This window comes from Rhizobium sp. P2_G9 (genome assembly GCF_056403475.1).
This window is the reverse complement of record NZ_JBFUFK010000040.1, coordinates 43275-66847: the sequence shown is the minus strand read 5'-3', so window position 1 is coordinate 66847 and position 23573 is coordinate 43275. Positions and strand designations below refer to the sequence as shown.

Below are 23573 nucleotides of genomic sequence, written 5' to 3'. Positions count from 1 at the left end.
ATTATTTCCTCGTCTGGAGTTTGGCGGCATAGGCGCCGATGCAGCGGCCCTGTTCCAGGCCGAGCACGATGGCGTGACGGAAATGGATGCCGCCATACATACGGGAAATGCCCGCTTCCTTCGCCGCATCCCAGAAGCCGGCATATTTCCGCCGGATCAGGCCATCGGCCTCGTGCGTATGGTCCTCGAAGGCATAGTGATCGCCGAACAGTTTTGACAGCACGACGGCGGCYGCGGCAGAGGCGGAGCTATGGCCGGACGGATATTCAGGGAAGGGTGGGGTGATCAGGATCGCCTCCCACTTCTTGTCCATGGTCCGGCGGATATAGGTGATCGGCCTGACGAGATCATATTTGAATTTTGCATCCCAGCAGCCGATGAAGCCGTCGGCGACGGCGATGCCGAGCAGTGCCTGGGTCTCGACCATTTTCTCGATATCGGCATGGTCATGCTCGAACGCCTGCATGGCAATCGAGATCCAGTGGCCCGGCGGCGTCGGCGACAACATCGGATCGTCCGACCAGAAGCGGGCGATGGCGCGCTGCTCCGGCGTCGAGGTGTTGACGGTGTCGTAGACTTCCTTGGCTTCCTTGTAGAATTCGGAATTCTTGTCTTCGCTATAGGCGAGCGGCGGCGGCAGCGGGCAGGTCGCCCCCGTCGGCATGGCGAAAGTGCGGTTCTTGCCCCAGTCCGGCAAGAGCGGCAGCTGTTGCTGCGCGATCGTACTGGTTGGCACCCAATGCGCCGGGCCGGGCGTCAGCTTGTAGCTCAACGGGAAGCCCATATTTTGAATATCGGCACCGCCATCGGTCATCGACCAGGCGAGGATATGGTCGGCAATCGCCTTGCCATGCGCCTCGCTGCGGGCGACCACGTCGGCCGGCACGCCGGCGCTGACCTTGTCATGCATCTTCTTCTGCATGGCGGCCAGCGCTCGCTGGCCGGTCGGGCCGGTATGGGTGAAGAAATTCTGTGCGGCATCCGCCAGCGCGGCGTTGAGCACGATGCTGTCGTCATAGGTCTTGCCGGCTTCGCGCTGAGGCACCGCGGTCAGGCCATGCACCTGGCCGGCCAGCGATTTCAGGTCCTTCGAGCCGGTCGCGATCGCCTCGAACGTGGTAATGCCGAAATAGGCAAAGGAACGACTGGCAACCGGCGGCGAATAGGTCGGCGTATGCCGCACGAGTTCGAGCACCAGCCGATACCAGTTCTTCAGCACCATTTCGGGCGGCAAGCTGCTCGCCTGGGCGGCGGTCAGCGGCAGGACAAGCCACGATAGCGCGGCAATCAGGAAAATTGATAAAATATGACGCGTAGTCTGCATATGAACACTCCCCCCGAGCGCACGGCCTGGCCGCTTAAACCGATTAAAAGCACGGCTTCTTATTATCTGCAAGAGGGTGTGACAAGGCGCTTGCGGGCGAAACCCGGCGCCAATCCTATCTTCTTGATAATACTGCCGGACTGTTGTTACCTGCATGCGGCTTGATCGGTGGCGGGAAAGGTTCTAGCTGTGGCGCAGCGGAGAATCCTGATGGACGTACCGCAAGATCGATTGTACCAGACCAGGGAGGAGCTGTTGTCATCTGCAGATCTTGAGACCATTGCCTTCCGGATGAACCTCAATCCCGGAATGAAGGCGGAGTACAAGCGCCGCCATCACGAGATCTGGCCGGAGCTTTCGGCGCTTTTGAAAGAGGCCGGCATATCCGACTATTCGATCTGGCTGGACGAGGAAGCCAATCATCTTTTCGCCGTTCTCAAGCGCCCGGCCGACCATATGATGGATCGCCTGCCGCAGGAGGCGATCATGCGCCGCTGGTGGGACTATATGGCCGATGTGATGGCGACCGACGCGCAGAACACACCGCTGCAGCGGCCGCTGGAGAAGATGTTCTACATGGCATAGCCGCTCGACGGATCGAACGGAATTTGGAGGACGCATGAACAGCATCGATCTCTCCGGCCAGCACGCCGTGGTCACCGGCGGCGCACAGGGACTGGGTTTTGCCATGGCCAGGCGCTTTGTCGCCTCGGGCGCTACGGCCACGCTCTGGGATGTCAATGCCGATCTGCTGGAAACGGCAAAGCAAAGCCTCGGCGCACAGACGACCAGCCTCGTCGTCGACGTGACGGATTGGGAGCAGGTCGAAGCGGCGCGCCGCAGGACCGAGGAGATCGCCGCGCCGGTGTCGATCCTGGTCAATTCCGCAGGCATTGCCGGCGCCACCGCTTCGCTCGACAATTATGACATCGCGCTCTGGAAACAGATCATCGACATCAATCTCAACGGCACTTTTTACTGCAACCGTGCCGTGGTGCCGGGGATGAAGGAGCGAAATTACGGCCGCATCGTCAATATTGCCTCGATCGCCGGCAAGGAAGGCAATCCCAACGCCTCGGCCTATTCAGCGTCGAAGGCCGCGGTGATCGGGCTCACCAAGTCGCTCGGCAAGGAATTGGCCGGCTTTGACATCGCGGTGAACTGCATCACGCCGGCAACCGCCCAGACCCGCATCCTCGACACGCTGTCGGAAGAGTTCATCGAATATATGCGCTCGCGCATTCCCCGCGGCCGCTTCCTGGAGGTCGATGAGGCCGCCGCCATGGTGGCCTGGCTGGTGTCGAAGGAAAACAGCTTCACGACGGCGGCGGTTTTCGACCTGTCGGGCGGTCGGGCGACATATTGACGATCGGATGCCCCCTACTGCACCCGGTCACTATGCTGCTTAATTGTAATGTGCCGTGATACCGGTATCCGTTTTCATCTCGCCCTTGCGCAAGTCGACACCGTGCATCTCCATCTCTTCGATGATGGCTGCCAAGGCGACATCCAGGCAATATGTCGGCATGGTGGTGCCCAGGTCCTGTGCGGTCTGGCGCGCATGCGTGACCATCCTTGCCAATGCAGCCAATTCCTTTTCGAACTCCGTGCTACTCACGGTCGATATCTGTTTTGTCATCAAAGCCCCCTTGAACGCGCAATCGCTACAATTGTGATTGCCTTACAAAAACTAAGACATCGGGCGTTACACGAGCGTTACACGGTCGTTCTTCGGAGGGTTGTGTTGGTTGATACAACCAAGTTGCAGCAATTTATCAGACGAAGAAGTGCACGAGATTTGCCATTCACTTGACGATTGTTAAAAAGAACTGGTCTTTTGTTATCTTCTATCACTGATGGAGGCGCTCTTGCGCCTCATTTCTTTGGGTTGATCGCTTCCGGTTTGAGAACAGCTGACATCCCAAGCAAACGATCACGCAAATCCCGCCTTGCGCAATCCTTCCCGGTATTGCTCCTTCTGCCATTGTTCCCTGACCGGCATGATCGACAGCCATGTCTCGATGTTGAAGTCGGGATGGATCGCCAGCGCCTTGCGTCGGTAAAATTGTGCCTTTTTGCGATCGCCGAGCATGCCCCAACACGCGGCGGCGACCCTGGAAGCCGGACCTTGCTCCTCCATCTGGCCGAGACGGTCGAGTGCCGTCTCATAGCGTTCCAGGCAATAGTTCGCGCCCGCCGCCGTCCAATAGTAGACATCCGGCGCCAAAGGATTGAGCTCCAACGCGCTTTCGATCTTCGCCAGCCCACGCACCGGGTCGGACGCGTGCACGAGGGTGTCGGCATAGTCGGCGATCATGTCGGCATGGCAAGGTGAGGCGGCCTCGGCCTTTTCGAACGCCTCGATGCTTTCGTCGAACTGGTGTTGATAGAGCTTTGCGACGCCGAGTTCCCGATAGCCGCCGGGGCTGCCGTCTTGCACGCGAATGGCATCCCGCGCAAAAAACTCCGATGACTTGAGCAGCGCGACATCGCCCCTTGCGGTGAGCAGCCATTCCAAATGATCGGCCCGAGCAAGCCCAGCAAGGGCTGCCGAAAACCGCCGGTCCTCCTTCATCGCCTGGCGGAAGGCCTTGCGGGCGCGGCGGATGTCGGGCAGGTCGATGCGCTTGAGGAAGCGCTGGCCCATCAGGTAATACTGATAGGCATTGGGATGCTGCTCGCAGCCGAGCCGTTCGATTTCCATCTCTTCGATGCCTGATGTCACCGAGGCGATGATACGGCTTGCCATCGCACGATATTGGCGGGGCAGGGAGGCGACGCCGGCGTCGAAGCGATCGGCCCAGATGACCGAATCGTTGCGGATGTCGACCAGCTGGGCAAAGATGCTTTCGTGGCCGTCCTGGGTCCGAACCCGCGTATCGAGCGCATAGCGGATCGTGTGTTGCTCATAGGCGACCGCGCGATCGGTGGCTATGGCGATCCGGTCGGCCGTGTGCGGCGCAATCATGGCAATGGTCTTGAAGCTGCAGAGCCCGAGTGTGACATCCTCGATAAGGCCCGGCACGAGGCTTGCCCCGGCAATGTCCGTGGGACGAAGCAGGGCAACCCGCGGCAGATGTCTGCGATATCCGGCGTCGGCACCGCCGCCTTCCTCACGGCTCCCTGTCACCCTGGGCTGCGGTTCGACGGTCGCGATCGCCGGCAGCAGGGCAAGAGTCGACCGCTCGGGCGCGGCGCCGACATCCTGCTTGAGCCGATCCTTGAGCCGTTCGAGCGTTGCCCGCGCCGCATTGGGATGGCCGCCGACAAGATGGATTCGCATCAGCGCGCGGTAGGCCGCTTCGCGCTGCGGCTCGATCTGCATGAGCCGGTAGGCGCTTTCCTGGACGAGCATGTGGTGCACGCCGAGATCACTGTCGCTCATCTCATCCAGCGTGTGCGAAATGCGGTCGGCCAGGCTTTCCCGTTGCGCCGTGATCCAGTCGCGGCCCCGTTCGGAGAGATCGTCGGCATCGGCGAGGAAGACGCCATGGCACTGCTGCAAGAAGGTTTTGAGGAGTGCCTCGCTGTTTGGCATGTCCTGGCCGAGAAGGACGAAATCACCCTCGACGAGCGCGGGATCGATCGCGATGGTCAGGTCGCGCGCGATGATCAGTTGTCTGCCGATCTCGGCCTGCCGGTTCTTGACGCGAGACAGGAGTGTCCGGAGATTGCCCATGGCGCTGCGGCTGTCGGCGCTCCCCCAGAGGAATTGCGCGACGTCGCTGCGTGTGCGCTCGAACCCTTTGGCGGTGAGTAGGTAACAGATCGCAATCAGCGCCTTTTCCGGGTAGGGCACTGTCGCGCTCACGGAATCGGTGAGCCTGAGATCACCGAACGTCACCACCCGAAAGGTCAAGGAATGCTCCGGAGGACCGCCATGGTCGTCCACGGCGGCATGAGGGCTACACAAAAAGCGGTTTGGACAATTTGGCTGCCTCGCCCGGCATATGTCTGCCGCCACCAGCCAGCGATTCGACGAAAGTGATGATCGATTTGCGGATCTGCGGATCCTTGATCCGCACGAATGCCTGGTTGAGCTTCAGCCCGTCGGCAGTGGAAAGATATTGCATGACACTGTTGGCTTCCGCCGTGGGGACGCCGATGCCGGTGGTGGTCGCCGGCAGGTCGTCACCGTCGCGGAAGAAGAAGCTGACGGGAACGCCGAGGACATTGGCGATCTCCTGCAGCCGGCTGGCGCCGATGCGGTTGGTGCCCTTCTCATATTTCTGGATCTGCTGGAATGTGATGCCGAGGGCACCGGCGAGGGTTCCCTGGCTCATGCCCAAGACCTGTCGCTGCAGCCGCACGCGTGCGCCGACGAAGACATCGATGGGATTGGGAGATTTGACTGACATTTTCTACCTCGGCTCATCGTTCCAACGCGACAGGCCCCGGAGCGGCCCGCCTGCTTCAACTCCTACGATAGCCAAAAATTTGCACCTGTATAGGAGGAAATGTCGGATCATGGCGATATGGACAGGAAATGCCGTCCGCATGCAGCGCGCGTGTCGGGGCGATGCAAGCCGCCGTGCCATTTTCGTGGAAGCAATTGGCAGATGTCAATCGCCTGTGCAGACCTGGATCAGGGTGCAGCAGGAAGGGGGGGCTGAGCTCGATCGGAGGCGCAGGAGATGTCGCGAACCCACGACCGGAACCGGGATCGCGGCGAGAGGTTTTGGTGCGCCGCAATTATTTCTTGACCGAGAGACCATTGTCCAGGTCGGTCACCGCCGCCTTCACATGCTCGGCATCACTCTTGCCCTTGGCGCGGCCGCCGCCTTCGACGGCCTGCTTCGCCTTTTTGTCCGTCACCGTGTCAGGTTCCGGCGGCTCGCCGCCTGTCTCGGTTTTGTCCGTTTTCTCTGCCATTGTCACCCTCCTCAACCGAGCAATGGGCCGTTCGCGGGCGCACCGGGGGCGGTCGAGCCGTTGCCCTGCCTGAGGCGGCGGAGCTGGCTCAACAGGTTGAGCGATTGCGAAATGCGGGCCGCCGACTGATCGCCACCGCGCGACAGCACCTGCAGCATGTCTATGCCTTCGTCGACGGAGATCACGCCACGCATGGCCAGCCGGTCGATCAGGATGAGAAGTGCATCTTCGGCTGCGTGTGCACGCTGCCTCGTCTCCTTTTCATTGTTCGCGTCCATGTCCCTTGCTCCAGATCTCGATGATCGTCATGGCGGTAAAAGACCGGCTACGGGATATTGTTCCGCTCGCGCGGTGATAGATTTGCATTGCAAATTCAAACCACAGGAGGAGCTTTTCAATCTCCCGTGCCTTCGGTGCCAGCATCAATTCGGGCTATATCGTGGCAGTTCACAAAACCGCCACATCCACGGATGCTATCTCTGCAGGTCAGCCATTCACAATCACAGTGCCTTCTGTAAGCCATTGATGAAGAAGGGATAATTTCTACCTGCGCCAAATATTCGCATCCATTTTATTAGCTTATTTGGAACACAAAGCGCGCCTAGCTGTTTGAGGCATTGGGGAGCATCCCCATGTGAGTGATGTGATCTGCGCCGATCGGGCTGCCGCTTCGTTCGCGTGAAGCAGACCACTGCATCAGCCCGTGGGTGTTTGCCCGGGCGAATGTTGAAGGAGAATGAAAATGAAGAAGGCACTTCTGCTCTCCGCCGTGCTCGCGTCCATCGCGCCGACGGCTTTTGCTGCAGATGCGATCGATGCAGTGCCGGCGGCGCCTGAGCCTGCGCAAGTTGCCGTGCCGGCCGGTTGGGATGGTCCCTATATCGGCGTCATGGGCGGTGCCGAGTGGCTGAACAGCCATCTCGACTTCAACGGGGCAACGGCTAAGCACACCGAATTCGGCGGTCTGCTGGGCACCTTCGCCGGCTATAACTACCAGTTCGACAACAATCTGGTGCTCGGCGCGGAAGGCGACTTCAGCTACAACTGGAACAAGGCCACGACCTCCCGCACCGACTACGGTACCGACTGGCAGGGTTCGGTTCGCGCCCGCGTCGGTTATGCAATGGACAATGCCCTGCTTTACGCAGCCGGTGGCTGGACGGTCACCCGTGGCTATGTCGATCTGGCAGGCCCGACCAGCAAGGGCACCAAGACGCTCAATGGTTATACGCTGGGTCTCGGCGTCGACTACAAGTTCACCGACAACATGTTTGCCCGTGCGGAGTATCGCTTCAACGATTTCGGCGGCAAGGATATCAAGAGCGTGAACTTCAACCCGCAGCAGCACGAAGTCATCCTCGGCATCGGCTACAAATTCTAAGTTTCCGTTCAAGGAGCTTAGGGACAATGAAAACGCGCCCGTCCGCCGGGCGCGTTTTCATTTGTGCCGGCACTGGTCGAGCATGGTCAGCGCATTGGGCAAGGCGGCTCCGGAAGCGGTATTGTCGAAAATGCACCAGCTGTCGGGTGAGGCCCGGTCCAGCTGTCGGCGATAGCGCGCGATATCTTCATCGCTATAGGAGGAATAGTAGACTTTTGGCGAACCATGCAGCCGGAGATAAAGGAAACCCGTTCGGTCCGCCGGCGTCTCAACGGCGATCACCGGCGGATCCGGCGTCACGCGCATCACATCGTTCACTGACAACAACATGGTTGCCTCCGGCGAGCTCCAACTCCGATGTCGTGGTTCGATGACGATGCAGCCGGCAAAAGCGGAACGCAGGTGCGTCAGGAAAGCTTCGACGACTGCGGACTCGAATACCAGTTTCGGCGGCAATTGCATGAGGATTGGTCCGAGCTTCTCGTCCAGCGGACGGATGTCGGCGAGAAACAGGTCCACGTCCGCTTCAGCGCTGGTAAGTCGCAGTTCATGCGTGATCCGTTTCGGCGTCTTCACAGCAAACCGGAACCGGTCGGGCACGCTGTCGGCCCAGCGCTGCCAGGTCTCCGGTCTGTGGCGCCGGTAGAACGACGAATTGACCTCGACCCCATCCAGTACATTCGCATAGCGATGCAGCGACGAACCGTCTTGTGGAAACCGATTCGCCGCCGATTTCGCCATGCTCCACGCGGCCGTGCCGATAAAGACCATGGTCGTTCCTCCACCCTCTTCAACGCTTCCTCTCGACTTTGGTTTGCCGCGCCCGAATTTTGCGCTATGAAAAGCCATGGCCGAGGATAAGCCGGAAAAACCAGAGAGAAAGACAGCCGCCGACAAACGCGCCGAGCGGCTGAAGCTGGAGTTGCGCGCCAATCTTGCCCGCCGCAAGCTCCAGGCGCGGGCGCGCCGCGAGGGGGCGGAAGACGACCGGCCCGGCGAATTGCTTGGCAGCGATGGTGAGTAGGAGAACCGCCGCAATTTTCCCAAAATCGTCCGGCTAAAACGATTAGGGCCATTCCTTGAATCGGCGACAACAATTCGCTACATGGCCGGGTAGAGATGGAGACGTCCTTCGGCGTCTCAAGGGGACTATATTTTCATGGATCGCATCAGAATTGTCGGCGGACAGCCGCTCAGTGGTACCATTCCGATTTCCGGCGCCAAGAATGCGGCCCTGCCGCTGATCATCGCATCGCTGCTGACCAGCGACACGCTGACGCTCGAAAACGTGCCGCATCTCGCCGACGTCGAATTGCTCTGCCGCATCCTCGGCAATCACGGCGTCGACATTTCCGTCAACGGCCGCCGCGAGCACCAGGACGGCTCCTATGCCCGCACGATGCATTTCACCTGCCGCACCATTGCCGATGTGACCGCGCCCTATGAACTGGTGTCGCGCATGCGGGCAAGCTTCTGGGTGATCGGCCCGCTTCTCGCCCGCGCCGGCCAGGCCCGCGTTTCCCTGCCGGGCGGTTGTGCCATCGGCACGCGTCCGGTCGACCTCTTCCTCGAAAGCCTGCAGGCACTCGGCGCCGAGATCGAGATCGACAGCGGCTATGTCAATGCCAAGGCGCCCAAGGATGGCCTGGTCGGCTGCCGTTATACTTTCCCGAAGGTCTCGGTCGGCGCCACCCATGTGATGCTGATGGCCGCCAGCCTTGCCAACGGCACGACGGTGATCGGCAATGCCGCGCGCGAGCCCGAAGTCGTCGACCTCGCGGCCTGCCTCAATGCCATGGGCGCAAAGATTTCGGGTGCCGGCACCGCGACCATCACCATCGAAGGCGTGCCGCTGCTTTCCGGTGCCCGCCATCGCGTCATGCCTGACCGTATCGAGACCGGCACCTATGCCATGGCTGTGGCCATGACCGGCGGCGATGTCGAACTGATCGACACCAGGGCCGACTATCTCCACACCGCGCTCGAAGCCATTCGCCGTGCCGGCGCCGACATCACGCCGACGGAACGCGGCATCCGTGTCTACCGCAATGGCGGCGGCATCCACCCGGTCGACGTGGTCACGGATCCCTATCCGGGCTTCCCGACCGACCTGCAGGCGCAGTTCATGGGCCTGATGACCAAATCGAGCGGCGCCTCGCACATCACCGAGACGATTTTCGAGAACCGTTTCATGCATGTGCAGGAACTCGCCCGGCTTGGCGCGAAAATCTCGCTCAATGGCCAGACCGCCCGCATTGAGGGCGTCGACCGCCTCAAGGGCGCCCCGGTCATGGCGACCGACCTGCGCGCCTCCGTGTCGCTGGTGATCGCCGGCCTCGCCGCCGAAGGCGAGACCATGGTGTCGCGCGTCTACCATCTCGACCGCGGTTTCGAGCGGCTGGAAGAGAAGCTGACGCGCTGCGGCGCCATTGTCGAGCGGATCAGCGGCTGATTTATCCGATGTCATAGAGCGGTTGCGCAAAACGGCCGCTCGTCCTATCTGAAGTATCGAGAAAATGGCCCGGCCGGTTGATTGAAATCCGGCGGGCGTGCGCGCGGTACTGGATGATAAAATGCCCTTGAAACTTCTCGCCCTCGATGACGAGGACCTGACGGTGATCTCCGCCCACATGCAGGACGCCGTCCTGCGCGTCGGTGATCTCGATTATACCCCGAAGAACAAGAGTTTTACCCTTGCTGTCAACCGCTTCGACTGGGAAGCGGCCGAACGTGCCAGCAAAGGTTTCGAGCGCAGCCGTTCGGCGCTGTGCTTCAAGCAGGTCAAGGGCGTGCGCTCGGTGGGCTTCGACCGTAAGGCCAGCGACAAAGTGCTGTCGCTGCTCGCCGTCGTCTTCGAAAAGGAAGGCGAGGGGCCTGACGRCTCGATCGAACTGGTGCTCTCCGGCGGCGGCTCGATCCTGCTCGATGTGGACTGTATCGAAGTTCAGCTTGCGGATACCGGCGGCACGTGGGAAACGACGCTGAAACCGCGCCATCCCGGCGCGGCCTGACGGTGGTGCGCCGCCTATCATTCCATTGCAGTCTATGAGGGCGTTCCTTGGCGATCTGGCTTAACCGGCAATCCGCGGATTTCGAGAAGGAGTTCGCGGCTTTTCTCACCACCAAGCGGGAAGTCTCCGAGGACGTCAATGCGGCCGTCCGTGCCATTATCGCCGATGTGGTTGCCCGCGGCGATGCGGCGCTCAAGGATTATTCGCTGCGCTTCGACGCGCTCGATTTCGACAAGACGGCGATGCGCGTTGCGCCGCATGAACTGGACGAGGCCTTCGACGCCATCGACCCGCAAGTCCGCGAGGCCCTGCTTCTCGCCGCCGACCGGATCGAAAAGCACCACCGCCGCCAATTGCCCAAGGACGACATCTACGAAGATGCACTCGGCGTGACGCTGGGTTCGCGCTGGACGGCGATCGAGGCGGTCGGCCTTTATGTTCCGGGCGGCTCGGCCAGCTATCCGAGTTCGGTGCTGATGAATGCGGTGCCCGCCAAGGTCGCCGGCGTGCCGCGCCTGGTCATGGTCGTGCCGGCGCGCGCAGGCACCATCAATCCCGCCGTGCTCGCCGCCGCCCGCATTGCCGGCATTGACGAGATCTACCGCATCGGCGGCGCCCAGGCGATTGCCGCACTCGCCTACGGCACCGAGTCAATCCAGCCGGTTGCCAAGATCACCGGTCCCGGCAATGCCTATGTCGCCGCCGCCAAGCGCCAGGTTTTTGGCACGGTCGGCATCGATATGATCGCCGGACCCTCGGAAGTGCTCGTCATTGCCGACGCCGACAACGATCCCGACTGGCTGGCCGCCGACCTCCTGGCCCAGGCCGAGCATGATACCGGAGCCCAATCGATCCTGGTCACCGATGACGAGGCTTTCGGCCGCGCCGTGGAAGGCGCCGTCGAGCGCCAGCTGAAACAGCTCTCCCGCTCCGAAACCGCCGCAGCCTCCTGGCGCGACTTCGGCGCCATCATCCTCGTACCGAACATGGATGCGGCAGCGCCGATCGCCGACCGCATCGCCGCCGAGCATGTCGAGATCGCCATTGAACACCCCGAGGCGCTGATGAGCAAGATCCGCAATGCCGGCGCCTTCTTCCTCGGCCGCCACACGCCGGAAGTGATCGGCGATTATGTCGGCGGCTCCAACCATGTCCTGCCGACGGCGCGGTCGGCCCGCTTCTCTTCCGGCCTGTCGGTGCTCGACTATATGAAGCGGTCTTCCATCCTCAAGCTCAGTCCGGAGCCGCTGCGCGAACTCGGGCCATCGGCAATCACGCTGGCGCAATGCGAAGGGCTCGACGCCCATGCCCGCTCCGTCGCCATCCGGCTCAATCCGGAGCGATAAGATGGCGGCGAACGGGGTCCACCGGCTTTCGGATGTCACGCTGGACGAATCGATTGGCCGGTCGACGCCCGATGTCGAGCATGAGCGTGCCGTGGCGATCTTCGACCTCTTGGAGGAGAATTTCTTCGAGCCGGTTGGCCATGCGGGCGGCCCCTATCATCTGAAACTGTCGCTGCTCGACCACAAGCTGGTGCTGACGATCCTGACCGAGAAGAGCGAGCCGGTCGCCACCCATATCCTGTCGCTGACGCCGTTCCGCCGGATCATCAAGGATTATTTCATGATCTGCGAAAGCTATTATGAGGCGATCCGCACCTCGACGCCGAGCCAGATCGAAGCCATCGACATGGGCCGCCGCGGCATCCACAACGAAGGCTCGGAGACATTGGAAGAGCGGCTCAAGGGCAAGATCAAGCTCGATTTCGACACCGCCCGGCGTCTCTTCACGCTCGTCTGCGTGCTCTACTGGCGGGGCTGACGGTCATGGACGCCGCCGGCGACATCTGCCCTCCGAAGCTACCCGGTGCGGTGCTCTTCATGTGCGGCATGAATTCCATCCGCTCGCCAATGGCCGAGGCAATTGCCCGCCATCACCTGCCACAGAGCGTCTATGTCGCCTCCGCCGGCGTCCGTCGCGGCGAGCGCGACCCCTTCGTCGACACGGTACTGGCGGAAGTCGGGCTGACGCTCGGCCGCCACCAGCCGCATCTGCTCGATGATCTCGAGGACGACTATTTCGACCTGATCGTGACACTGGCGCCCGAAGCCCATCACGCCGCCCTCGACCTGACCCGCTCCTGGGCGGCCGATGTCGTCTACTGGGCAACGCCTGACCCGACCGTTGCCACGGGCACGCGCGAGCAGATTCTCAACGCCTATCGTGAGGTGCGCGATCACCTGACGCGCCGCATCCTCAGGAATATCGCCGCCGCCAATACCGAGCAGGCGTAAAAATCCTGTGCTTTCCTTGCACATGGCGCGATTTAGGCCTAAATAGCGCCACCCGAACAGTTCACAAGGCCGCCCATCTTGTGTAGTTTCCGCGCCAATTCAGGGAGCCGCTCGGCATCCCTTCAAAACATCTAGGAAGACATCGCGTATATGCCGAAAGAAGAAGTTCTGGAATTTCCGGGAGTGGTGACCGAATTGTTGCCGAATGCCACCTTCCGCGTGAAGCTGGAAAACGAGCACGAGATCATCGCCCATACCGCAGGCCGCATGCGCAAGAACCGCATCCGTGTTCTCGCCGGCGACAAGGTGCTGGTCGAGATGACGCCCTATGACCTGACCAAGGGCCGCATCACCTATCGCTTCAAGTAATCCACGCCCAGAACTCGCGGGATAGCGGACGTGTTGACACAACGGCTGATATTGGCATCCGGCTCGCCGCGCCGCCTCGATCTCCTGGCCCAGGCCGGCATCCAGCCCGATAAGCTCATGCCGATGGATCTCGACGAGACGCCGCGGCGCGCCGAGCATCCGCGCTCGCTCGCCCGCCGTCTGGCGAGCGAAAAGGCCGAGGCTGCCTTCCAGCAGGTCCGCCTCGATCCGCAATGGGCCGGCAGCTACATTCTCTCCGCCGATACCGTGGTCGCCGTCGGCCGCCGCATTCTCGGCAAACCCGAATATCTGGAAGAGGCATCCGCGGCACTGCACCTGCTCTCCGGCCGCAGCCACTGGGTCTATACCGGCATCGCCCTGATGACGCCCTCGAGCCAGGCGCGCATCAAGGTGGTCGAAACCAAGGTGCGCTTCAAGCGTTTGACGACGATGGAACTGCGCGCCTATCTCGATTCCGGCGAGTGGCGCGGCAAGGCCGGCGGTTACGGCATCCAGGGCTTTGCCGGCACCTTCGTGCAGAAGCTCGTCGGCTCCTACACAGCCGTCGTCGGCCTGCCGCTCTATGAGACGGTCAACCTGCTGGTCGGGGAGGGATTCGCGTTCCACGAAAAATGGAAGGAGGGTGCCCTGTGACCGCCTCCAACGTCGCGCCTTTGCGCAAGACACGCCCCTGTCCCGAATGTGAGCGTCCCTCGACACGCGAAAGCTACCCTTTCTGTTCCGAGCGCTGCCGCAACCTCGATCTCTCCCGCTGGCTCTCCGGCTCTTACGCCATTCCCGTCTCCGAAGACGAGACCAAAGCCGATGACGAGAACGCTCCGCAGCCCAGCGATCGCGACTGAAAATTCTTATTTTTCATGGCCTTGTGAGAAACTGAAAAAAATCTGTCACAGGGCTTGCACCTCTCCGGCAAGATGCTATAACCCCGCTCGCTTCCGGGGCGAACCATTCCCCGGCAGGTCTGGAAAGGGCCTGAAAGCAAAGATGCCCAGGTAGCTCAGTTGGTAGAGCAGCGGATTGAAAATCCGCGTGTCGGTGGTTCAATTCCGCCCCTGGGCACCATAATAAACCCCGAGATTTACACCACTTTGCGCCGATCCTGAGCTCTCGATTTCAGGTTTTCATGTCGCGTTCATGTTGCAACGGAGTTTCCGAGATTTCCAGCGGTTTCAAACTGTGCTCGGCAAATCCACGCGACATGGATGCAACATGGATAACGCGACAAAGGGCGAATGCTTGCGTCTTGACTGCAGCTCTGACAGGTTGCAGCCGAGAAGTCATGTGGGCTTAAGGATGGGCAAATGAAGCCGATATATCTCTACCTTGTGGCCGCTGTGGTCGGGTTATCCGTCGGCTACCTGGCGTATGAGTCGGCGCCAATCGCAATAGGCGCCTTCGCTGCAGCTGTGGCGATGAACCAGTTCGACACACTCATCAAGGTTGCCGGTTTGAAGCGCGATCTTGAGGAACTGAGGGCGCGAACTGCGACGAGTCAGAACCCCTGATAAGAACGTCATTTATCACCCGCTTCGCCCTCGCCAAAGGGTGATCGCTTGCGTTATGTGCTCCCGCCATACAACGCCGGACGCTCGCGTGACCGAGAAAGCTACGATCAGACAATCTGACCTCAACCGCATGGCGATGACCGCCAAGAAGCACGGTGTCGTCGTCGAGATCGAGATCAATGGAATGATTGTCCGGGTTAAACCCGAAACGGAGGTGTCGCAGTTGAAGACGGCCCCTCGCCACGATACAAGCAGCCTCGAGGCTTGGCGCAACCGACACAAAACTCACGATCAGTTCGGGAAGAAGCTGAAGGCGAAATGATAACGAGGATTGGACGACCGTTACATGACGCAACGTCGACCCGCAGAGAGTTAGCCGGCGCGTCCGATACAGAACGCTGGCGGCTTTGCTTTGCCTCAAGAATAAAATGCCCACGTTTGTATAGGTCGATCCGCCCCACTTCTGGCCTGTTGTCTGCCATTTGACGCTCGACGCGGCGTTCGAAGACATAATCATTCAGTTCATGGGAGGCGCTGGCGGGGTCGGGATGCGCCACCCCAAGGACATCACAAAGCTCAGTCAAGAAAAGAGAATAATTCGCTCGTTCTTGCCCGCCTTCTCGATCTGACCAGCGCGCAACAAAATCAGAGATACTTAAAGAATTATTACCTTGTGCTTCCCTCATGAAATTATTGTGTGGAAAACACGTAAATTCTTACTTAAAGCGTGTGCGGTTTTCTAATTCGCTCGCTTTCGGCGAGCAGGCGGCGACCCTGGTCGAATTGGCGTTTCGAATAACTGCCTTGCCGTTCCCGGTGTCTGGCGTTCGAATCCTCTCAGCTGCCGAACTACGAAAGATCGGGTTCTCCGGCTCCGATCCCATCATGAAGCGTCAAAGACCGCCTACCCGTGGAGGATTTTTATGGGCATCTATTGCGGCTAGTATCCGATGCTAGACCATCCCACGTCGCTTGGCATGCAGCGCTCGCACCTTTTCTGAAAGTTCTGGCGCCGGCCCATCCACAATGGCTCTGGTCAGGATCTTCTCGATCGCGACACGGCGAACCGGCGATTCGGCAACGCCCATTTCCGCCCGCCATTGGCCGAGCTGTTCCGACGAGCTGGCATAGACGATGCGGCCGAGCCCGACCCAGCCGTGCGCCGCCGCGCACATCGGGCAATGTTCGCCCGAGGTGTAGACCGTGGCCCGCGCCCGCGCCTCGGGCGCCAAGTGTTCGGCCGCCCAGCGTGCCAGGGTGAATTCCGGATGCTGCGTTCCGTCTCCCGATGTGTGGATACGGTTGCGATCCTCTGCAAGCACGCTTCCGTCGGCGTCGACCAGCACGGAGCCGAACGGTTCGTCGCCGGCGTCCACGGCTTCACTTGCGAGTTCGACGCAGCGGTAGAGATGCTTGAGGTCGGTATTCGTTATCATGGGCGCGTACCTTTCGTGGCTGGCTTGTGGAGCTGCGGGCGCCCATTGTCGAAGCTCTTGGCTCCATTTTTCCAGCCAGCGATGACTCGGGCAATTTCACGTATGGCGGACTTCGGGCCTGAGGAGCCAACGAGCACGATGGTTGCGTCGCCGCCGACAAACAGGCCGTAGGGCATTTTGAGCAGGCGCGCCGCGGACTGCCCCACCATGTCGAAGACGCGCGCTATATCCTCTTCGCGCGCGAGCTGTACGATATTGGCATAGAAATTGGCCGTGCGCAGGAGCCGCATTGAGACTAGGTGCTGATCCCTGCTGACATCAAGATCGCCTTCGGAGGCGACGGCGCGTGAGCGCCATAGTCTTCGTGAACCGCTGTCCTGCGTTCGCTTTCGGCCGGGATTACTTGTTCATCACTCCCGTCGAGGATGTCCCATCAGGGCTTCATAATCTCTGTCAGTCAATCGTTCGATCGCCTGCACCTGTGTGGGAATATCCATTCGCTCGTGCAGCACGGCGGCAATGACGAACGTTGCTTCGTCTACAACCATATAGACGGCGTAGTGGTGCTCGATCTTGTGAAGCCGGAACAGAGAATTGCCAACCCGCTCATCTTTTTTCCGGCTCGCTCGCGCGTATGCTTCCGGGATGGAATCGAAACCTGCCCGCAGCAGGCGTCCATATATCTTGGCTTGTTCAGGGGACCATTTCCGCGCGGTTTCGCGAACGGCGAGACGATAATTGTCGACGGCAGCGGCAAGATCAAAACGCGAGGAGCCACTACCGCAGCTCTTCATCCAGTTCGGCATCGACGGCATCGAGGGCGGACAATGGCAGCACCTCTCCGCGACGAAACTCATCTTTCGCTCGCAACAGGGAGCGGATCGCATACCGGCGATCCTCTTCGCGTGCCATATCCGCTCGAATAAGGGCGCGCACATATTCGCTTGGAGTTGTGTACTGGTTCTTTCCATTGGCGCGCATATCGACGAACGCGCGCATTTCGTCGGGTAAACTTACATGCAGGCTGCTGGTCATGACCACGCCCTCCTTTTCAGACTCTTAGAGCGCTTTGCATTCTGATGGAATCAGAACCGCGCTCTAAGCTTTTGTTCTTGCATGTCGTTATCCCGAAACCGCTTTACCCTTTCGGGCGACATGCTCTAGGCGGATTGTTCCGCACGCAAGCAGCGATGTCAATATTTGACATTCTGGTGCCCTGAAAACGGCAAACTGATCCGAACGGAGGGATCGGCAATGGCCCCGGCGGTTTGGGTCCGGATGCAGGCGGCTTATGGCACTTGTAACGCCGAACGTGAGATCGAAGTGTCTGGTGTCCGGACGCTGACAGCAGCGTGAGAATCGGACTTGCAGACGTGCTGACGCCGCCGAACCGAGCTACCCTGCGACCGGTTGACGCATGTCTTTCGGCTTAAAACCCCCTTTCTCGCCAACGATATGAGAATTTTGCAAGGGCGTTGGCCGTTCAAGGTTGATATATGTCTGCTGTATCGGCCGGCCCCGATCGTCTCGCAAGCGGCAAGCGAGATGGCCAGCAAAGTGGGCGAGCCGTTCTTGGGAGGGATGATTGATGGCTGAAGAACCTGAATCCAAACCGCTTGATCTTTCCGCATTCGACTACGGCAGCGAAGACGTCGCCAGGCCCTCTTCCGTGTTGTCACAGTCCCAAAGTCTGGAGCCCCTGCAAGGCAGTGCGCCCGCCCCCGGGCTCGAGCCGCAACGGACGCCGTCGCGCCTGGTCGAGATCGACAATCTGAGCAACGACGATTTTGCTGTTGCTCAGCGTTCGGCGAGCAATGTCGATTTCCGGAAAACTGCGACCCTGCTGGCGCATGGTGACAACGTGCTGGCGGATATCGCCCAGGCCTCGCGCCAGTTGCTGGCGGGCGTGCGCCTCGGTGATGCAGGCGAAGTGGGCCGTATTGCTGCCGCGGTGATCGATGGCGTCAAGATCCTGCGCATCGAAGATCTCCAGGCGGAATCGGCATCGGGCCAGGCGGCGCCACGCAAGGGGCTGTTCGCCAAGCTGCTCGGCACCGTTGCCGATGCGCATACCGCCTTCAAGGGCTTTCAGGAAAATCGCAAGCAGTTCCTGACATTGATGGATGAGGAGCAGGCACGAGCCCGGCGGATCAAGGCCGATCTGGCTGTTGCCATCGAGCTTCTGGACCAGCAGGCCGCCGCCATCAAGAAGAGCCTGAATGGCCTCAAGCTGGAAATCGCCGGCGGACAAATCGCCCTCGATCGCGGCCAGGAAGAACTCGAAGCGTTGCGGCTCAACGCCATTAAGTCCGGCGATCCGGCCGATGCCGCGGACGTCATGGAATTTCGCAATGCGCTGGCGAATTTTCGCGGCAAGATCGCCGAGATGCGTGAAAACCTGGTTGGCTCAGCGTTGCTCATCCCGATCATCGGCCAGAACCGCAAGGCGGCAGAGACACGCCTGATGAAGATTTCCAACGGCATGCTGGTGGTCATCCCGCGGCTGATGGCCGTGGCGTCACAGGCCGTGGTGCAGGTCGATATTCGCCGCGCGGCGGATGAGGCGGAAAAGCTGGACGATGCGGCCCGCCAGATCACCATGCTGGCTTCGAAAGGCGCACACGATGCCGCCGTCAGCGCGGCGCGTTCGCTGGGCGGAGACCAGCGCAATATCGACGTTCTGGCCCAGGTCGCCGACGAAACCATACGGACCATGAATGAGGTCATCGATATCGAACGCGAAGTGGCCGCCGGCGACCGCGACCGCGAGGCCAAGCTCGCCGAGATCCGCGACAAGCTCGCCGTCGGCATGCGCGGCATCAGCCACCGCGTATTGGAGAACCCTGCCAAATGAACGACATGGGCAAGAATATCGATTTCGACATTCAAACAGCCTGGCTGCGGCGCTTCAAGGACGATGCCGAGAGCAATCTGCAAGCCTTCGCCTTACGCCTGAAGGAAGCGATGCCGGACCATGTGACGGTTCTGGAAACCAAGCCGTTTCTGTTTGGCTCGGCCAAGATCACCGGCGTCAGCATCGTGATCGGCGAGCGGAAATACACGCTGGAAATCGTCAAGGGTCAGCTCCGGGCGAACGTGGCGATGGTGGTGCGCGACATCACGCTCAACACAAAGAGCCTCGAGCCTGCAGAGTGGTTCCGGCAGCTTGCCGACGAGACGCAGAAAGCCACCGATCACGCCAAAAATCTCAGCCAATCCCTGTCGTCCTTCATGTCGTCATAGGAGTGCCCGATGGGCCTGTTCGACATCTTCAAGAAATCCGATCCAGAGGCCAAGGCGCAACAGGCTGCCGCAGAGGCCCGTTACGAGCAGACCGTCACCGCACTCAGCAACGGGCGCCTGCCGGCCCACCTCATCGACCGCCTGAAAAACAGCCGTGAAGGCACGGTGCCGTGGACGGCGACCATGACGCCGTCGGAACTGCTGATCATGCGGTCGCACGGCATCAAGCCCGTTGCCGCAGTTTCGGCCACCTGCTGGCTGCATTACGGCTGGTCCTGGACGGAAGGGCATATGCAGGGGTGGGACGCGGCGATTGAAAGGCTGCGGGCAGAAGCCAAGGCTGCCGGCGCCAACGCCGTCGTCGATGTCAAGATGCGCACCGTGCCCTTGAACATCGAAGCCAGCATGGATTTCACGCTCATCGGCACTGCCGTCAAAATCGATGGCCTTCCCCCGGGCGAAAACCCGATCGTCGCCACCGTGCCGGCACTGGAATTCGTCAAATTGCTGGATGCCAGCATCGTTCCGACCGGTATTGCGGTGGGCGCGCACTATGAATGGCTCAACGACTGGCGCGGTCGCACCAACCTGGCATTCGCAGGCAACCTTGAGTCCAAGCCGCTGTCGACACTTTGGGAAACGGTGCGCCGAAGTGCCCATGCGCAGTTGCGGCGGCGACTGGAAAAATCCGGCGGCGGCGCATTGGCGCATGTCAATTTCAGCCAGATGTTCGAGGTCGAAGACAGTAACGATACCAAGAAATACCTTGCCCGCCATATCGTGGTCGCAACCACGGTGGATGTGCCCGCCGAACCGCACCTCGATTTTCGATCGAAGACCGGCGCCCGCCTGCGGCTGGCAGACGCAATGCCGCTCGAGTTCGCCATGGCCGTCGACCTGAAGGGCGAAGGCACGCCGCTCAAAGGCCGGTCCCGCCACCATCAATCCTATTCAACCTATGAAGACGAGGGAGCCATCTGACCATGACAAGCGCACTTCCCGCCCATGCCGTCGAGCGGCTGAAAGGCCTCAGAACCTCAGCACACTCGACCGGGGTGTTCACATCGGATTTCAGCGTCAACGAATTCCTGCTGGTGCGCAAAGCCGGCTTTGAGCCGATCGGACTCTGCGTCGGCAGTTGCGTCTATCATGTCGGCATCCAGTATGGCTCCTGGAGCCAGAACCAGGAACTGACCGTGCTTTCGAAAGCCATGTATCATGCCCGCGAACTGGCGATGGCACGCATGAGCGCCGAGGCAACGGCCATGGGCGCGGATGGCATCGTGGGCGTCAAACTGACCATCAAGCGGATGGAGTGGGACGAGCACATACTGGAATTCATCGCCATAGGCACAGGTGTCGTCCATGCCGCGGGACATCAAGGGTTCCGTGCCCATGATGGCGGCCCATTCACCTCCGATCTCTCGGGCCAGGATTTCTGGTCGCTGCTGCATGCCGGATATCGCCCGGTGGAACTGGTGATGGGGTCCTGCGTCTATCACGTCGCCCATCGCGGCATGTTACAGACGATGAAAACCGCCGGCAGCAATGTCGAATTGGAAAACTATACGGCTGCGATGTACGAAGCCCGGGAAATCGCCATCGAGCGCATGCAGGCCGAAGCCTCCGCCGCGAAAGCCGAGGGCGTCGTCGGCCTTGAAATCCATGAAGGCAGCCATGGCTGGCAGACCCATGTGATCGAGTTTTTCGCCGTGGGCACCGCCGTCCTGCCGCTCGGCGAGGAAATCGCACCGGAAAAGATCGCCGATCCGATCATGGTGCTCTCTGTAAACGACTAGATGTGGAGCCTCAACAGGTAGTCCTCGGATAGGGCGAGGCGACTGATGGGCGGCTTTGCGTTTAGGCTGCCGTGCGGGCGATCAGTGGAATACGCAGTCTTCGCCCCGCAGCCCTTCTAGCACGATGCGGATCTTATCCTCCGCCGAATGGTGCTTGCACGTGGCGCGGCGGATGTCTTTGATCGTCTTCTAGGCCGACGATGCCTGCGGCCCGGAATTTTGTCTCGTCCTCACTTCCTTTGAATGAGCTACGATGAGCCGAAGATCCTCTCTTCTCAATTAAACCAGTTCTGTCTCAAGGGTGCTGATCCGGGACAGATGGAAATATCCCGTCAAACTGGGTCAGTTCTCAGTGGCAATCAACAGTGATGCCTCTGGTTGCGTCAGACTCGAGCGGCTTCACTGGGCAGGAGTACCTTGGACTGTATCCGGTAACCGAGGAACTGCCCTCCACCTCACATGTCAAGAGGCGGTATGTGACGAAGGGCAAAGGGTCTCGTACCTACATTGAGCCAGGGGCATTTCGCGACGGTCAGACCACGTTTGGTAGCTACTAGACCCTATGCAACTAAACTGGGAGACGGATCAGAACCTTATCTAAATCAAGAGAGGGGCCGACGGTTCGATTCCACTCAAGACCGATGAATGCAGTGAGGTTCGATCGAAACCCCGCGCATAACGTGCGTTCGCGAAGTGGCGGTCGCGTCGGATTGCGCCGAGCTCGTTTTACGTCGCGTCGGCGTGGTCGGTGGCATCTTCCCGAACCTGCAGAATGCGGTCGATAAGGCCCCACTCTAATGCTTCTTCCGCCGTCATGAAGCGGTCGCGATCCATCGCTTGCTCGAATTCTTCGTAGGTGCGGCCGCAATGCTCGGCGTAGAGCCGTGTCATGCGATGCTTGGTCTTCTGCATTTCCTCGGCATGGATCAGCATGTCCGATGCCTGTCCTTGAAATCCGCCCAGCGGTTGGTGAATATGGATGCTGGAATTGGGAAGTGCCGTGCGTTCGCCCGGCTGACCGGACATCAACAGGAACGAGCCCATCGAGCGGGCGGTCCCCATGCACAGCGTATGCACCGGGGCGTGGATGTAACGCATCGTATCGTACATCGCGAGACCGCTGGTTACGACGCCACCTGGCGAATTGATGTAGAGATGGATAGGCCTTTTGGGGTTTTCGGCTTCGAGAAACAGCAATTGTGCGCAGACAAGCGCCGAGACAGTATCGTTCACCTCCCCGTTGAGGAAGATGATCCTCTCACGAAGCAGGCGGGAATAGATGTCGAAGGACCGCTCTCCTCTGCTGGATTGTTCGACGACCATAGGGACGAGTTGCATTGCTTCGCGCATTGGCGAACTCCAATCATTCGAGATTTTCGGGAAGGCCTGCCGCGTCAGGCGGCGAGCATGAGGGTCGGGCTGTTGCCGTTCGCTATCGTTTTCGCCAGCCGCTCGAAGGTCGCGCCGGTCAGCTCGTGGACGATCCGCAGGCTGGTTCCGCCCGATCCATTCGGGGCGATCGTGAAGGTGACGGTGCTTTCGAGATGGGGCGGGGTATCGTCGCGCAATTTGTAGCGGATTTCCTTGCCCGGCGTTTTGGAGAGCGACTGTGGATCGGCAAGCGCCTCCCTGGGCAGCCACTTCTCCCGGAATTCCGCGATGCTGATCGCCCGCCAGACCTTCTCCGGCGACGCGTCCAGTTCGTATCTCTGCTCGAAACCGCTTTCCTGCGCCTCGACTTTCACGTCGTTCATTGATCCATATCCTTCAGCAAGAGCTTGAGAGCGTCGATGCGARCCGGCCAGTAGGCGCGGTATTTCGCCAGCCATTGCGCGATAAGGGCCAATCCGTCCGGATCGACTTCATAGTTCACGAACCGGCCCTCCTTTTGCTCACGCACCAGCCTTGCCGCTCGCAATACGGCGAGATGCTGGGACATCGCCGGCTGGCTGATATCCATGCCCTGGCGCAGCGTGCTGGCATTCATGCTGCCGTTCGCCAGCTTTTCGAAAATCGTGCGGCGGGTCGGATCCGCCAGCGCGCGGAAAATATCATGTTCGATCATTACGACACATAAGCATACACTTATTCGATTTGCAAGCCTGCCTGGAGCCGGACCGGAATTTCGTGGTGGCCGGATTGCGATACTGCAGCCGTCGAGCGCGGCACACAGCCGGTCACCGAGCGCTTCCTGGAGTTTACGAACGAGACGGGGATGAGAACGAAGCTGTATCAATGGCCAGCGGCGCCACCATACCGCGGATCCGACAAATGGCGAGCCGCTCGCCAAGGCCTTCTGAATTAAGGAAGGCACA

The 23573-nt window shown here is 60.4% G+C and carries 30 protein-coding genes, 1 tRNA gene and 2 pseudogenes; 18 read left to right on the top strand and 15 right to left on the bottom strand.

Annotated features, from left to right (window positions below; genetic code table 11):
- Window position 1: 1 nt before the first annotated feature.
- Window positions 2-1324: a vanadium-dependent haloperoxidase gene (locus AC1DYF_RS28910; protein ID WP_477880845.1), complete on the bottom strand. Its 1323-nt coding sequence runs from the start codon at window positions 1322-1324 to the stop codon at window positions 2-4.
- A 291-nt stretch (window positions 1325-1615) separates the two neighbouring features.
- Here AC1DYF_RS28910 and rhaM point away from each other — a divergent pair, with 291 nt between their 5' ends.
- Together rhaM and AC1DYF_RS28900 are read left to right on the top strand one after the other, a co-directional pair.
- Window positions 1616-1909 (top strand): L-rhamnose mutarotase, encoded by a 294-nt coding sequence (rhaM, locus tag AC1DYF_RS28905; protein WP_477880863.1) that lies wholly within the window; start codon window positions 1616-1618, stop codon window positions 1907-1909.
- A gap of 34 nt (window positions 1910-1943) precedes the next feature.
- Window positions 1944-2690, top strand: coding sequence for an SDR family NAD(P)-dependent oxidoreductase (locus tag AC1DYF_RS28900; RefSeq protein ID WP_477880843.1), 747 nt, complete (start codon window positions 1944-1946; stop codon window positions 2688-2690).
- A gap of 39 nt (window positions 2691-2729) precedes the next feature.
- On the opposite strand, the gene AC1DYF_RS28895 is transcribed toward AC1DYF_RS28900, so the two are convergent.
- The 5 genes from AC1DYF_RS28895 to AC1DYF_RS28875 form a co-directional block, all read right to left on the bottom strand.
- Window positions 2730-2963, bottom strand: coding sequence for a hypothetical protein (locus AC1DYF_RS28895; protein WP_477880841.1), 234 nt, complete (start codon window positions 2961-2963; stop codon window positions 2730-2732).
- Window positions 2964-3257: 294 nt separating this feature from the next.
- Window positions 3258-5183: a BTAD domain-containing putative transcriptional regulator gene (locus AC1DYF_RS28890; RefSeq protein WP_477880839.1), complete on the bottom strand. Its 1926-nt coding sequence runs from the start codon at window positions 5181-5183 to the stop codon at window positions 3258-3260.
- Window positions 5184-5229: 46 nt separating this feature from the next.
- Window positions 5230-5682 carry a helix-turn-helix domain-containing protein gene (locus AC1DYF_RS28885; RefSeq protein ID WP_477880837.1) on the bottom strand — a complete coding sequence of 151 codons (453 nt, stop codon included), beginning with the start codon at window positions 5680-5682 and terminating at the stop codon, window positions 5230-5232.
- A gap of 334 nt (window positions 5683-6016) precedes the next feature.
- Complete coding sequence (locus AC1DYF_RS28880) at window positions 6017-6196, bottom strand: hypothetical protein (protein WP_477880836.1); 180 nt, start codon at window positions 6194-6196, stop codon at window positions 6017-6019.
- 11 nt (window positions 6197-6207) lie between these two features.
- The gene (locus AC1DYF_RS28875) at window positions 6208-6474 is read right to left on the bottom strand and encodes a hypothetical protein (protein WP_477880834.1); all 267 of its coding nucleotides are present in this window, start codon (window positions 6472-6474) and stop codon (window positions 6208-6210) included.
- 464 nt (window positions 6475-6938) lie between these two features.
- Here AC1DYF_RS28875 and AC1DYF_RS28870 point away from each other — a divergent pair, with 464 nt between their 5' ends.
- Complete coding sequence (locus AC1DYF_RS28870) at window positions 6939-7577, top strand: outer membrane protein (RefSeq protein ID WP_477880832.1); 639 nt, start codon at window positions 6939-6941, stop codon at window positions 7575-7577.
- 57 nt (window positions 7578-7634) lie between these two features.
- Here the strand turns inward: AC1DYF_RS28870 and AC1DYF_RS28865 are convergent, their stop codons facing one another.
- Window positions 7635-8510 carry a DUF72 domain-containing protein gene (locus AC1DYF_RS28865; RefSeq protein WP_477880831.1) on the bottom strand — a complete coding sequence of 292 codons (876 nt, stop codon included), beginning with the start codon at window positions 8508-8510 and terminating at the stop codon, window positions 7635-7637.
- 226 nt (window positions 8511-8736) lie between these two features.
- On the opposite strand from AC1DYF_RS28865, the gene murA reads away from it, so the two are divergent.
- From murA to AC1DYF_RS28810, 11 genes are all read left to right on the top strand, one after another.
- Entirely contained in the window at window positions 8737-10029 is a 1293-nt protein-coding gene (murA, locus tag AC1DYF_RS28860) for a UDP-N-acetylglucosamine 1-carboxyvinyltransferase (RefSeq protein ID WP_477880830.1), read from the top strand.
- Between the two features lie 121 nt (window positions 10030-10150).
- Window positions 10151-10588 (top strand): DUF2948 family protein, encoded by a 438-nt coding sequence (locus AC1DYF_RS28855; protein WP_477880828.1) that lies wholly within the window; start codon window positions 10151-10153, stop codon window positions 10586-10588.
- 47 nt (window positions 10589-10635) lie between these two features.
- Window positions 10636-11934, top strand: a complete 1299-nt coding sequence (gene hisD / locus AC1DYF_RS28850) for a histidinol dehydrogenase (RefSeq protein ID WP_477880827.1) — start codon at window positions 10636-10638, stop codon at window positions 11932-11934.
- Window position 11935: 1 nt separating this feature from the next.
- Window positions 11936-12412 (top strand): UPF0262 family protein, encoded by a 477-nt coding sequence (locus AC1DYF_RS28845; RefSeq protein ID WP_477880826.1) that lies wholly within the window; start codon window positions 11936-11938, stop codon window positions 12410-12412.
- A gap of 5 nt (window positions 12413-12417) precedes the next feature.
- A complete protein-coding gene (locus AC1DYF_RS28840) occupies window positions 12418-12885 on the top strand; it encodes an arsenate-mycothiol transferase ArsC (protein WP_477880825.1) in 468 nt (155 codons plus the stop codon).
- Between the two features lie 150 nt (window positions 12886-13035).
- Window positions 13036-13254, top strand: coding sequence for a translation initiation factor IF-1 (gene infA / locus AC1DYF_RS28835; RefSeq protein WP_004117876.1), 219 nt, complete (start codon window positions 13036-13038; stop codon window positions 13252-13254).
- A 30-nt stretch (window positions 13255-13284) separates the two neighbouring features.
- Window positions 13285-13908, top strand: a complete 624-nt coding sequence (locus AC1DYF_RS28830; protein ID WP_477880823.1) for a Maf-like protein — start codon at window positions 13285-13287, stop codon at window positions 13906-13908.
- On the top strand, window positions 13887-14117 hold the full coding sequence (yacG, locus tag AC1DYF_RS28825; RefSeq protein WP_477880822.1) for a DNA gyrase inhibitor YacG: 231 nt from the start codon (window positions 13887-13889) through the stop codon (window positions 14115-14117). The genes AC1DYF_RS28830 and yacG overlap by 22 nt, the downstream gene beginning before the upstream one ends.
- Window positions 14118-14261: 144 nt before the next feature.
- Window positions 14262-14337: transfer RNA gene (locus AC1DYF_RS28820), tRNA-Phe, on the top strand.
- 239 nt (window positions 14338-14576) lie between these two features.
- Complete coding sequence (locus tag AC1DYF_RS28815; protein ID WP_477880821.1) at window positions 14577-14780, top strand: hypothetical protein; 204 nt, start codon at window positions 14577-14579, stop codon at window positions 14778-14780.
- A gap of 88 nt (window positions 14781-14868) precedes the next feature.
- Window positions 14869-15102 carry a hypothetical protein gene (locus AC1DYF_RS28810; protein WP_477880866.1) on the top strand — a complete coding sequence of 78 codons (234 nt, stop codon included), beginning with the start codon at window positions 14869-14871 and terminating at the stop codon, window positions 15100-15102.
- A gap of 82 nt (window positions 15103-15184) precedes the next feature.
- On the opposite strand, the pseudogene AC1DYF_RS28805 reads toward AC1DYF_RS28810, so the two are convergent.
- The 5 genes and pseudogenes from AC1DYF_RS28805 to AC1DYF_RS28785 form a co-directional block, all read right to left on the bottom strand.
- Window positions 15185-15466: pseudogene (locus tag AC1DYF_RS28805) on the bottom strand (type IIL restriction-modification enzyme MmeI); the annotation flags it as partial.
- 267 nt (window positions 15467-15733) lie between these two features.
- Window positions 15734-16216, bottom strand: coding sequence for a nucleoside deaminase (locus AC1DYF_RS28800; protein ID WP_477880820.1), 483 nt, complete (start codon window positions 16214-16216; stop codon window positions 15734-15736).
- Window positions 16213-16506, bottom strand: coding sequence for a hypothetical protein (locus AC1DYF_RS28795; protein ID WP_477880819.1), 294 nt, complete (start codon window positions 16504-16506; stop codon window positions 16213-16215). Before AC1DYF_RS28795 ends, AC1DYF_RS28800 begins: the two co-directional genes overlap by 4 nt.
- Before the next feature lie 120 nt (window positions 16507-16626).
- A pseudogene (locus tag AC1DYF_RS28790) lies at window positions 16627-16994 on the bottom strand (type II toxin-antitoxin system RelE/ParE family toxin).
- The gene (locus tag AC1DYF_RS28785; protein WP_477880818.1) at window positions 16994-17251 is read right to left on the bottom strand and encodes a ribbon-helix-helix domain-containing protein; all 258 of its coding nucleotides are present in this window, start codon (window positions 17249-17251) and stop codon (window positions 16994-16996) included. Before AC1DYF_RS28785 ends, AC1DYF_RS28790 begins: the two are co-directional and overlap by 1 nt.
- A 553-nt stretch (window positions 17252-17804) precedes the next feature.
- On the opposite strand from AC1DYF_RS28785, the gene AC1DYF_RS28780 reads away from it, so the two are divergent.
- From AC1DYF_RS28780 to AC1DYF_RS28765, 4 genes are read left to right on the top strand one after another with little or no spacing between them, the layout of a single operon-like run.
- Window positions 17805-19070 (top strand): toxic anion resistance protein, encoded by a 1266-nt coding sequence (locus tag AC1DYF_RS28780; protein WP_477880816.1) that lies wholly within the window; start codon window positions 17805-17807, stop codon window positions 19068-19070.
- Window positions 19067-19459, top strand: a complete 393-nt coding sequence (locus AC1DYF_RS28775; RefSeq protein WP_477880815.1) for a hypothetical protein — start codon at window positions 19067-19069, stop codon at window positions 19457-19459. The genes AC1DYF_RS28780 and AC1DYF_RS28775 overlap by 4 nt, the downstream gene beginning before the upstream one ends.
- Before the next feature lie 9 nt (window positions 19460-19468).
- Entirely contained in the window at window positions 19469-20440 is a 972-nt protein-coding gene (locus AC1DYF_RS28770; protein WP_477880814.1) for a heavy metal-binding domain-containing protein, read from the top strand.
- Window positions 20441-20442: 2 nt separating this feature from the next.
- Window positions 20443-21258 carry a heavy metal-binding domain-containing protein gene (locus AC1DYF_RS28765; protein WP_477880813.1) on the top strand — a complete coding sequence of 272 codons (816 nt, stop codon included), beginning with the start codon at window positions 20443-20445 and terminating at the stop codon, window positions 21256-21258.
- Between the two features lie 726 nt (window positions 21259-21984).
- Here the strand turns inward: AC1DYF_RS28765 and AC1DYF_RS28760 are convergent.
- Genes AC1DYF_RS28760 through AC1DYF_RS28750 form a run of 3 tightly spaced genes read right to left on the bottom strand, consistent with a single transcriptional unit; the run spans window position 21985 to window position 23323 of the window.
- Entirely contained in the window at window positions 21985-22608 is a 624-nt protein-coding gene (locus AC1DYF_RS28760; protein WP_477880812.1) for an ATP-dependent Clp protease proteolytic subunit, read from the bottom strand.
- Window positions 22609-22652: 44 nt separating this feature from the next.
- Window positions 22653-23012 carry an SRPBCC family protein gene (locus tag AC1DYF_RS28755; protein WP_477880810.1) on the bottom strand — a complete coding sequence of 120 codons (360 nt, stop codon included), beginning with the start codon at window positions 23010-23012 and terminating at the stop codon, window positions 22653-22655.
- Window positions 23009-23323, bottom strand: a complete 315-nt coding sequence (locus AC1DYF_RS28750; protein WP_477880808.1) for an ArsR/SmtB family transcription factor — start codon at window positions 23321-23323, stop codon at window positions 23009-23011. Before AC1DYF_RS28750 ends, AC1DYF_RS28755 begins: the two co-directional genes overlap by 4 nt.
- Between the last annotated feature and the right edge of the window lie 250 nt (window positions 23324-23573).

Excerpts from the sequence above, each read along its gene's own strand:
- rhaM (WP_477880863.1), top strand. The coding sequence starts at position 1,616 with ATGAACCTCAATCCCGGAATGAAGGCGGAGTACAAGCGCCGCCATCAC.
- AC1DYF_RS28900 (WP_477880843.1), top strand. The coding sequence starts at position 1,944 with ATGAACAGCATCGATCTCTCCGGCCAGCACGCCGTGGTCACCGGCGGC.
- AC1DYF_RS28895 (WP_477880841.1), bottom strand. The coding sequence starts at position 2,963 with ATGACAAAACAGATATCGACCGTGAGTAGCACGGAGTTCGAAAAGGAA.
- AC1DYF_RS28885 (WP_477880837.1), bottom strand. The coding sequence starts at position 5,682 with ATGTCAGTCAAATCTCCCAATCCCATCGATGTCTTCGTCGGCGCACGC.
- AC1DYF_RS28880 (WP_477880836.1), bottom strand. The coding sequence starts at position 6,196 with ATGGCAGAGAAAACGGACAAAACCGAGACAGGCGGCGAGCCGCCGGAA.
- AC1DYF_RS28875 (WP_477880834.1), bottom strand. The coding sequence starts at position 6,474 with ATGGACGCGAACAATGAAAAGGAGACGAGGCAGCGTGCACACGCAGCC.
- AC1DYF_RS28870 (WP_477880832.1), top strand. The coding sequence starts at position 6,939 with ATGAAGAAGGCACTTCTGCTCTCCGCCGTGCTCGCGTCCATCGCGCCG.
- murA (WP_477880830.1), top strand. The coding sequence starts at position 8,737 with ATGGATCGCATCAGAATTGTCGGCGGACAGCCGCTCAGTGGTACCATT.
- AC1DYF_RS28845 (WP_477880826.1), top strand. The coding sequence starts at position 11,936 with ATGGCGGCGAACGGGGTCCACCGGCTTTCGGATGTCACGCTGGACGAA.
- AC1DYF_RS28840 (WP_477880825.1), top strand. The coding sequence starts at position 12,418 with ATGGACGCCGCCGGCGACATCTGCCCTCCGAAGCTACCCGGTGCGGTG.
- infA (WP_004117876.1), top strand. The coding sequence starts at position 13,036 with ATGCCGAAAGAAGAAGTTCTGGAATTTCCGGGAGTGGTGACCGAATTG.
- yacG (WP_477880822.1), top strand. The coding sequence starts at position 13,887 with ATGGAAGGAGGGTGCCCTGTGACCGCCTCCAACGTCGCGCCTTTGCGC.
- AC1DYF_RS28815 (WP_477880821.1), top strand. The coding sequence starts at position 14,577 with ATGAAGCCGATATATCTCTACCTTGTGGCCGCTGTGGTCGGGTTATCC.
- AC1DYF_RS28800 (WP_477880820.1), bottom strand. The coding sequence starts at position 16,216 with ATGATAACGAATACCGACCTCAAGCATCTCTACCGCTGCGTCGAACTC.
- AC1DYF_RS28795 (WP_477880819.1), bottom strand. The coding sequence starts at position 16,506 with ATGCGGCTCCTGCGCACGGCCAATTTCTATGCCAATATCGTACAGCTC.
- AC1DYF_RS28785 (WP_477880818.1), bottom strand. The coding sequence starts at position 17,251 with ATGACCAGCAGCCTGCATGTAAGTTTACCCGACGAAATGCGCGCGTTC.
- AC1DYF_RS28780 (WP_477880816.1), top strand. The coding sequence starts at position 17,805 with ATGGCTGAAGAACCTGAATCCAAACCGCTTGATCTTTCCGCATTCGAC.
- AC1DYF_RS28775 (WP_477880815.1), top strand. The coding sequence starts at position 19,067 with ATGAACGACATGGGCAAGAATATCGATTTCGACATTCAAACAGCCTGG.
- AC1DYF_RS28770 (WP_477880814.1), top strand. The coding sequence starts at position 19,469 with ATGGGCCTGTTCGACATCTTCAAGAAATCCGATCCAGAGGCCAAGGCG.
- AC1DYF_RS28765 (WP_477880813.1), top strand. The coding sequence starts at position 20,443 with ATGACAAGCGCACTTCCCGCCCATGCCGTCGAGCGGCTGAAAGGCCTC.
- AC1DYF_RS28760 (WP_477880812.1), bottom strand. The coding sequence starts at position 22,608 with ATGCGCGAAGCAATGCAACTCGTCCCTATGGTCGTCGAACAATCCAGC.
- AC1DYF_RS28755 (WP_477880810.1), bottom strand. The coding sequence starts at position 23,012 with ATGAACGACGTGAAAGTCGAGGCGCAGGAAAGCGGTTTCGAGCAGAGA.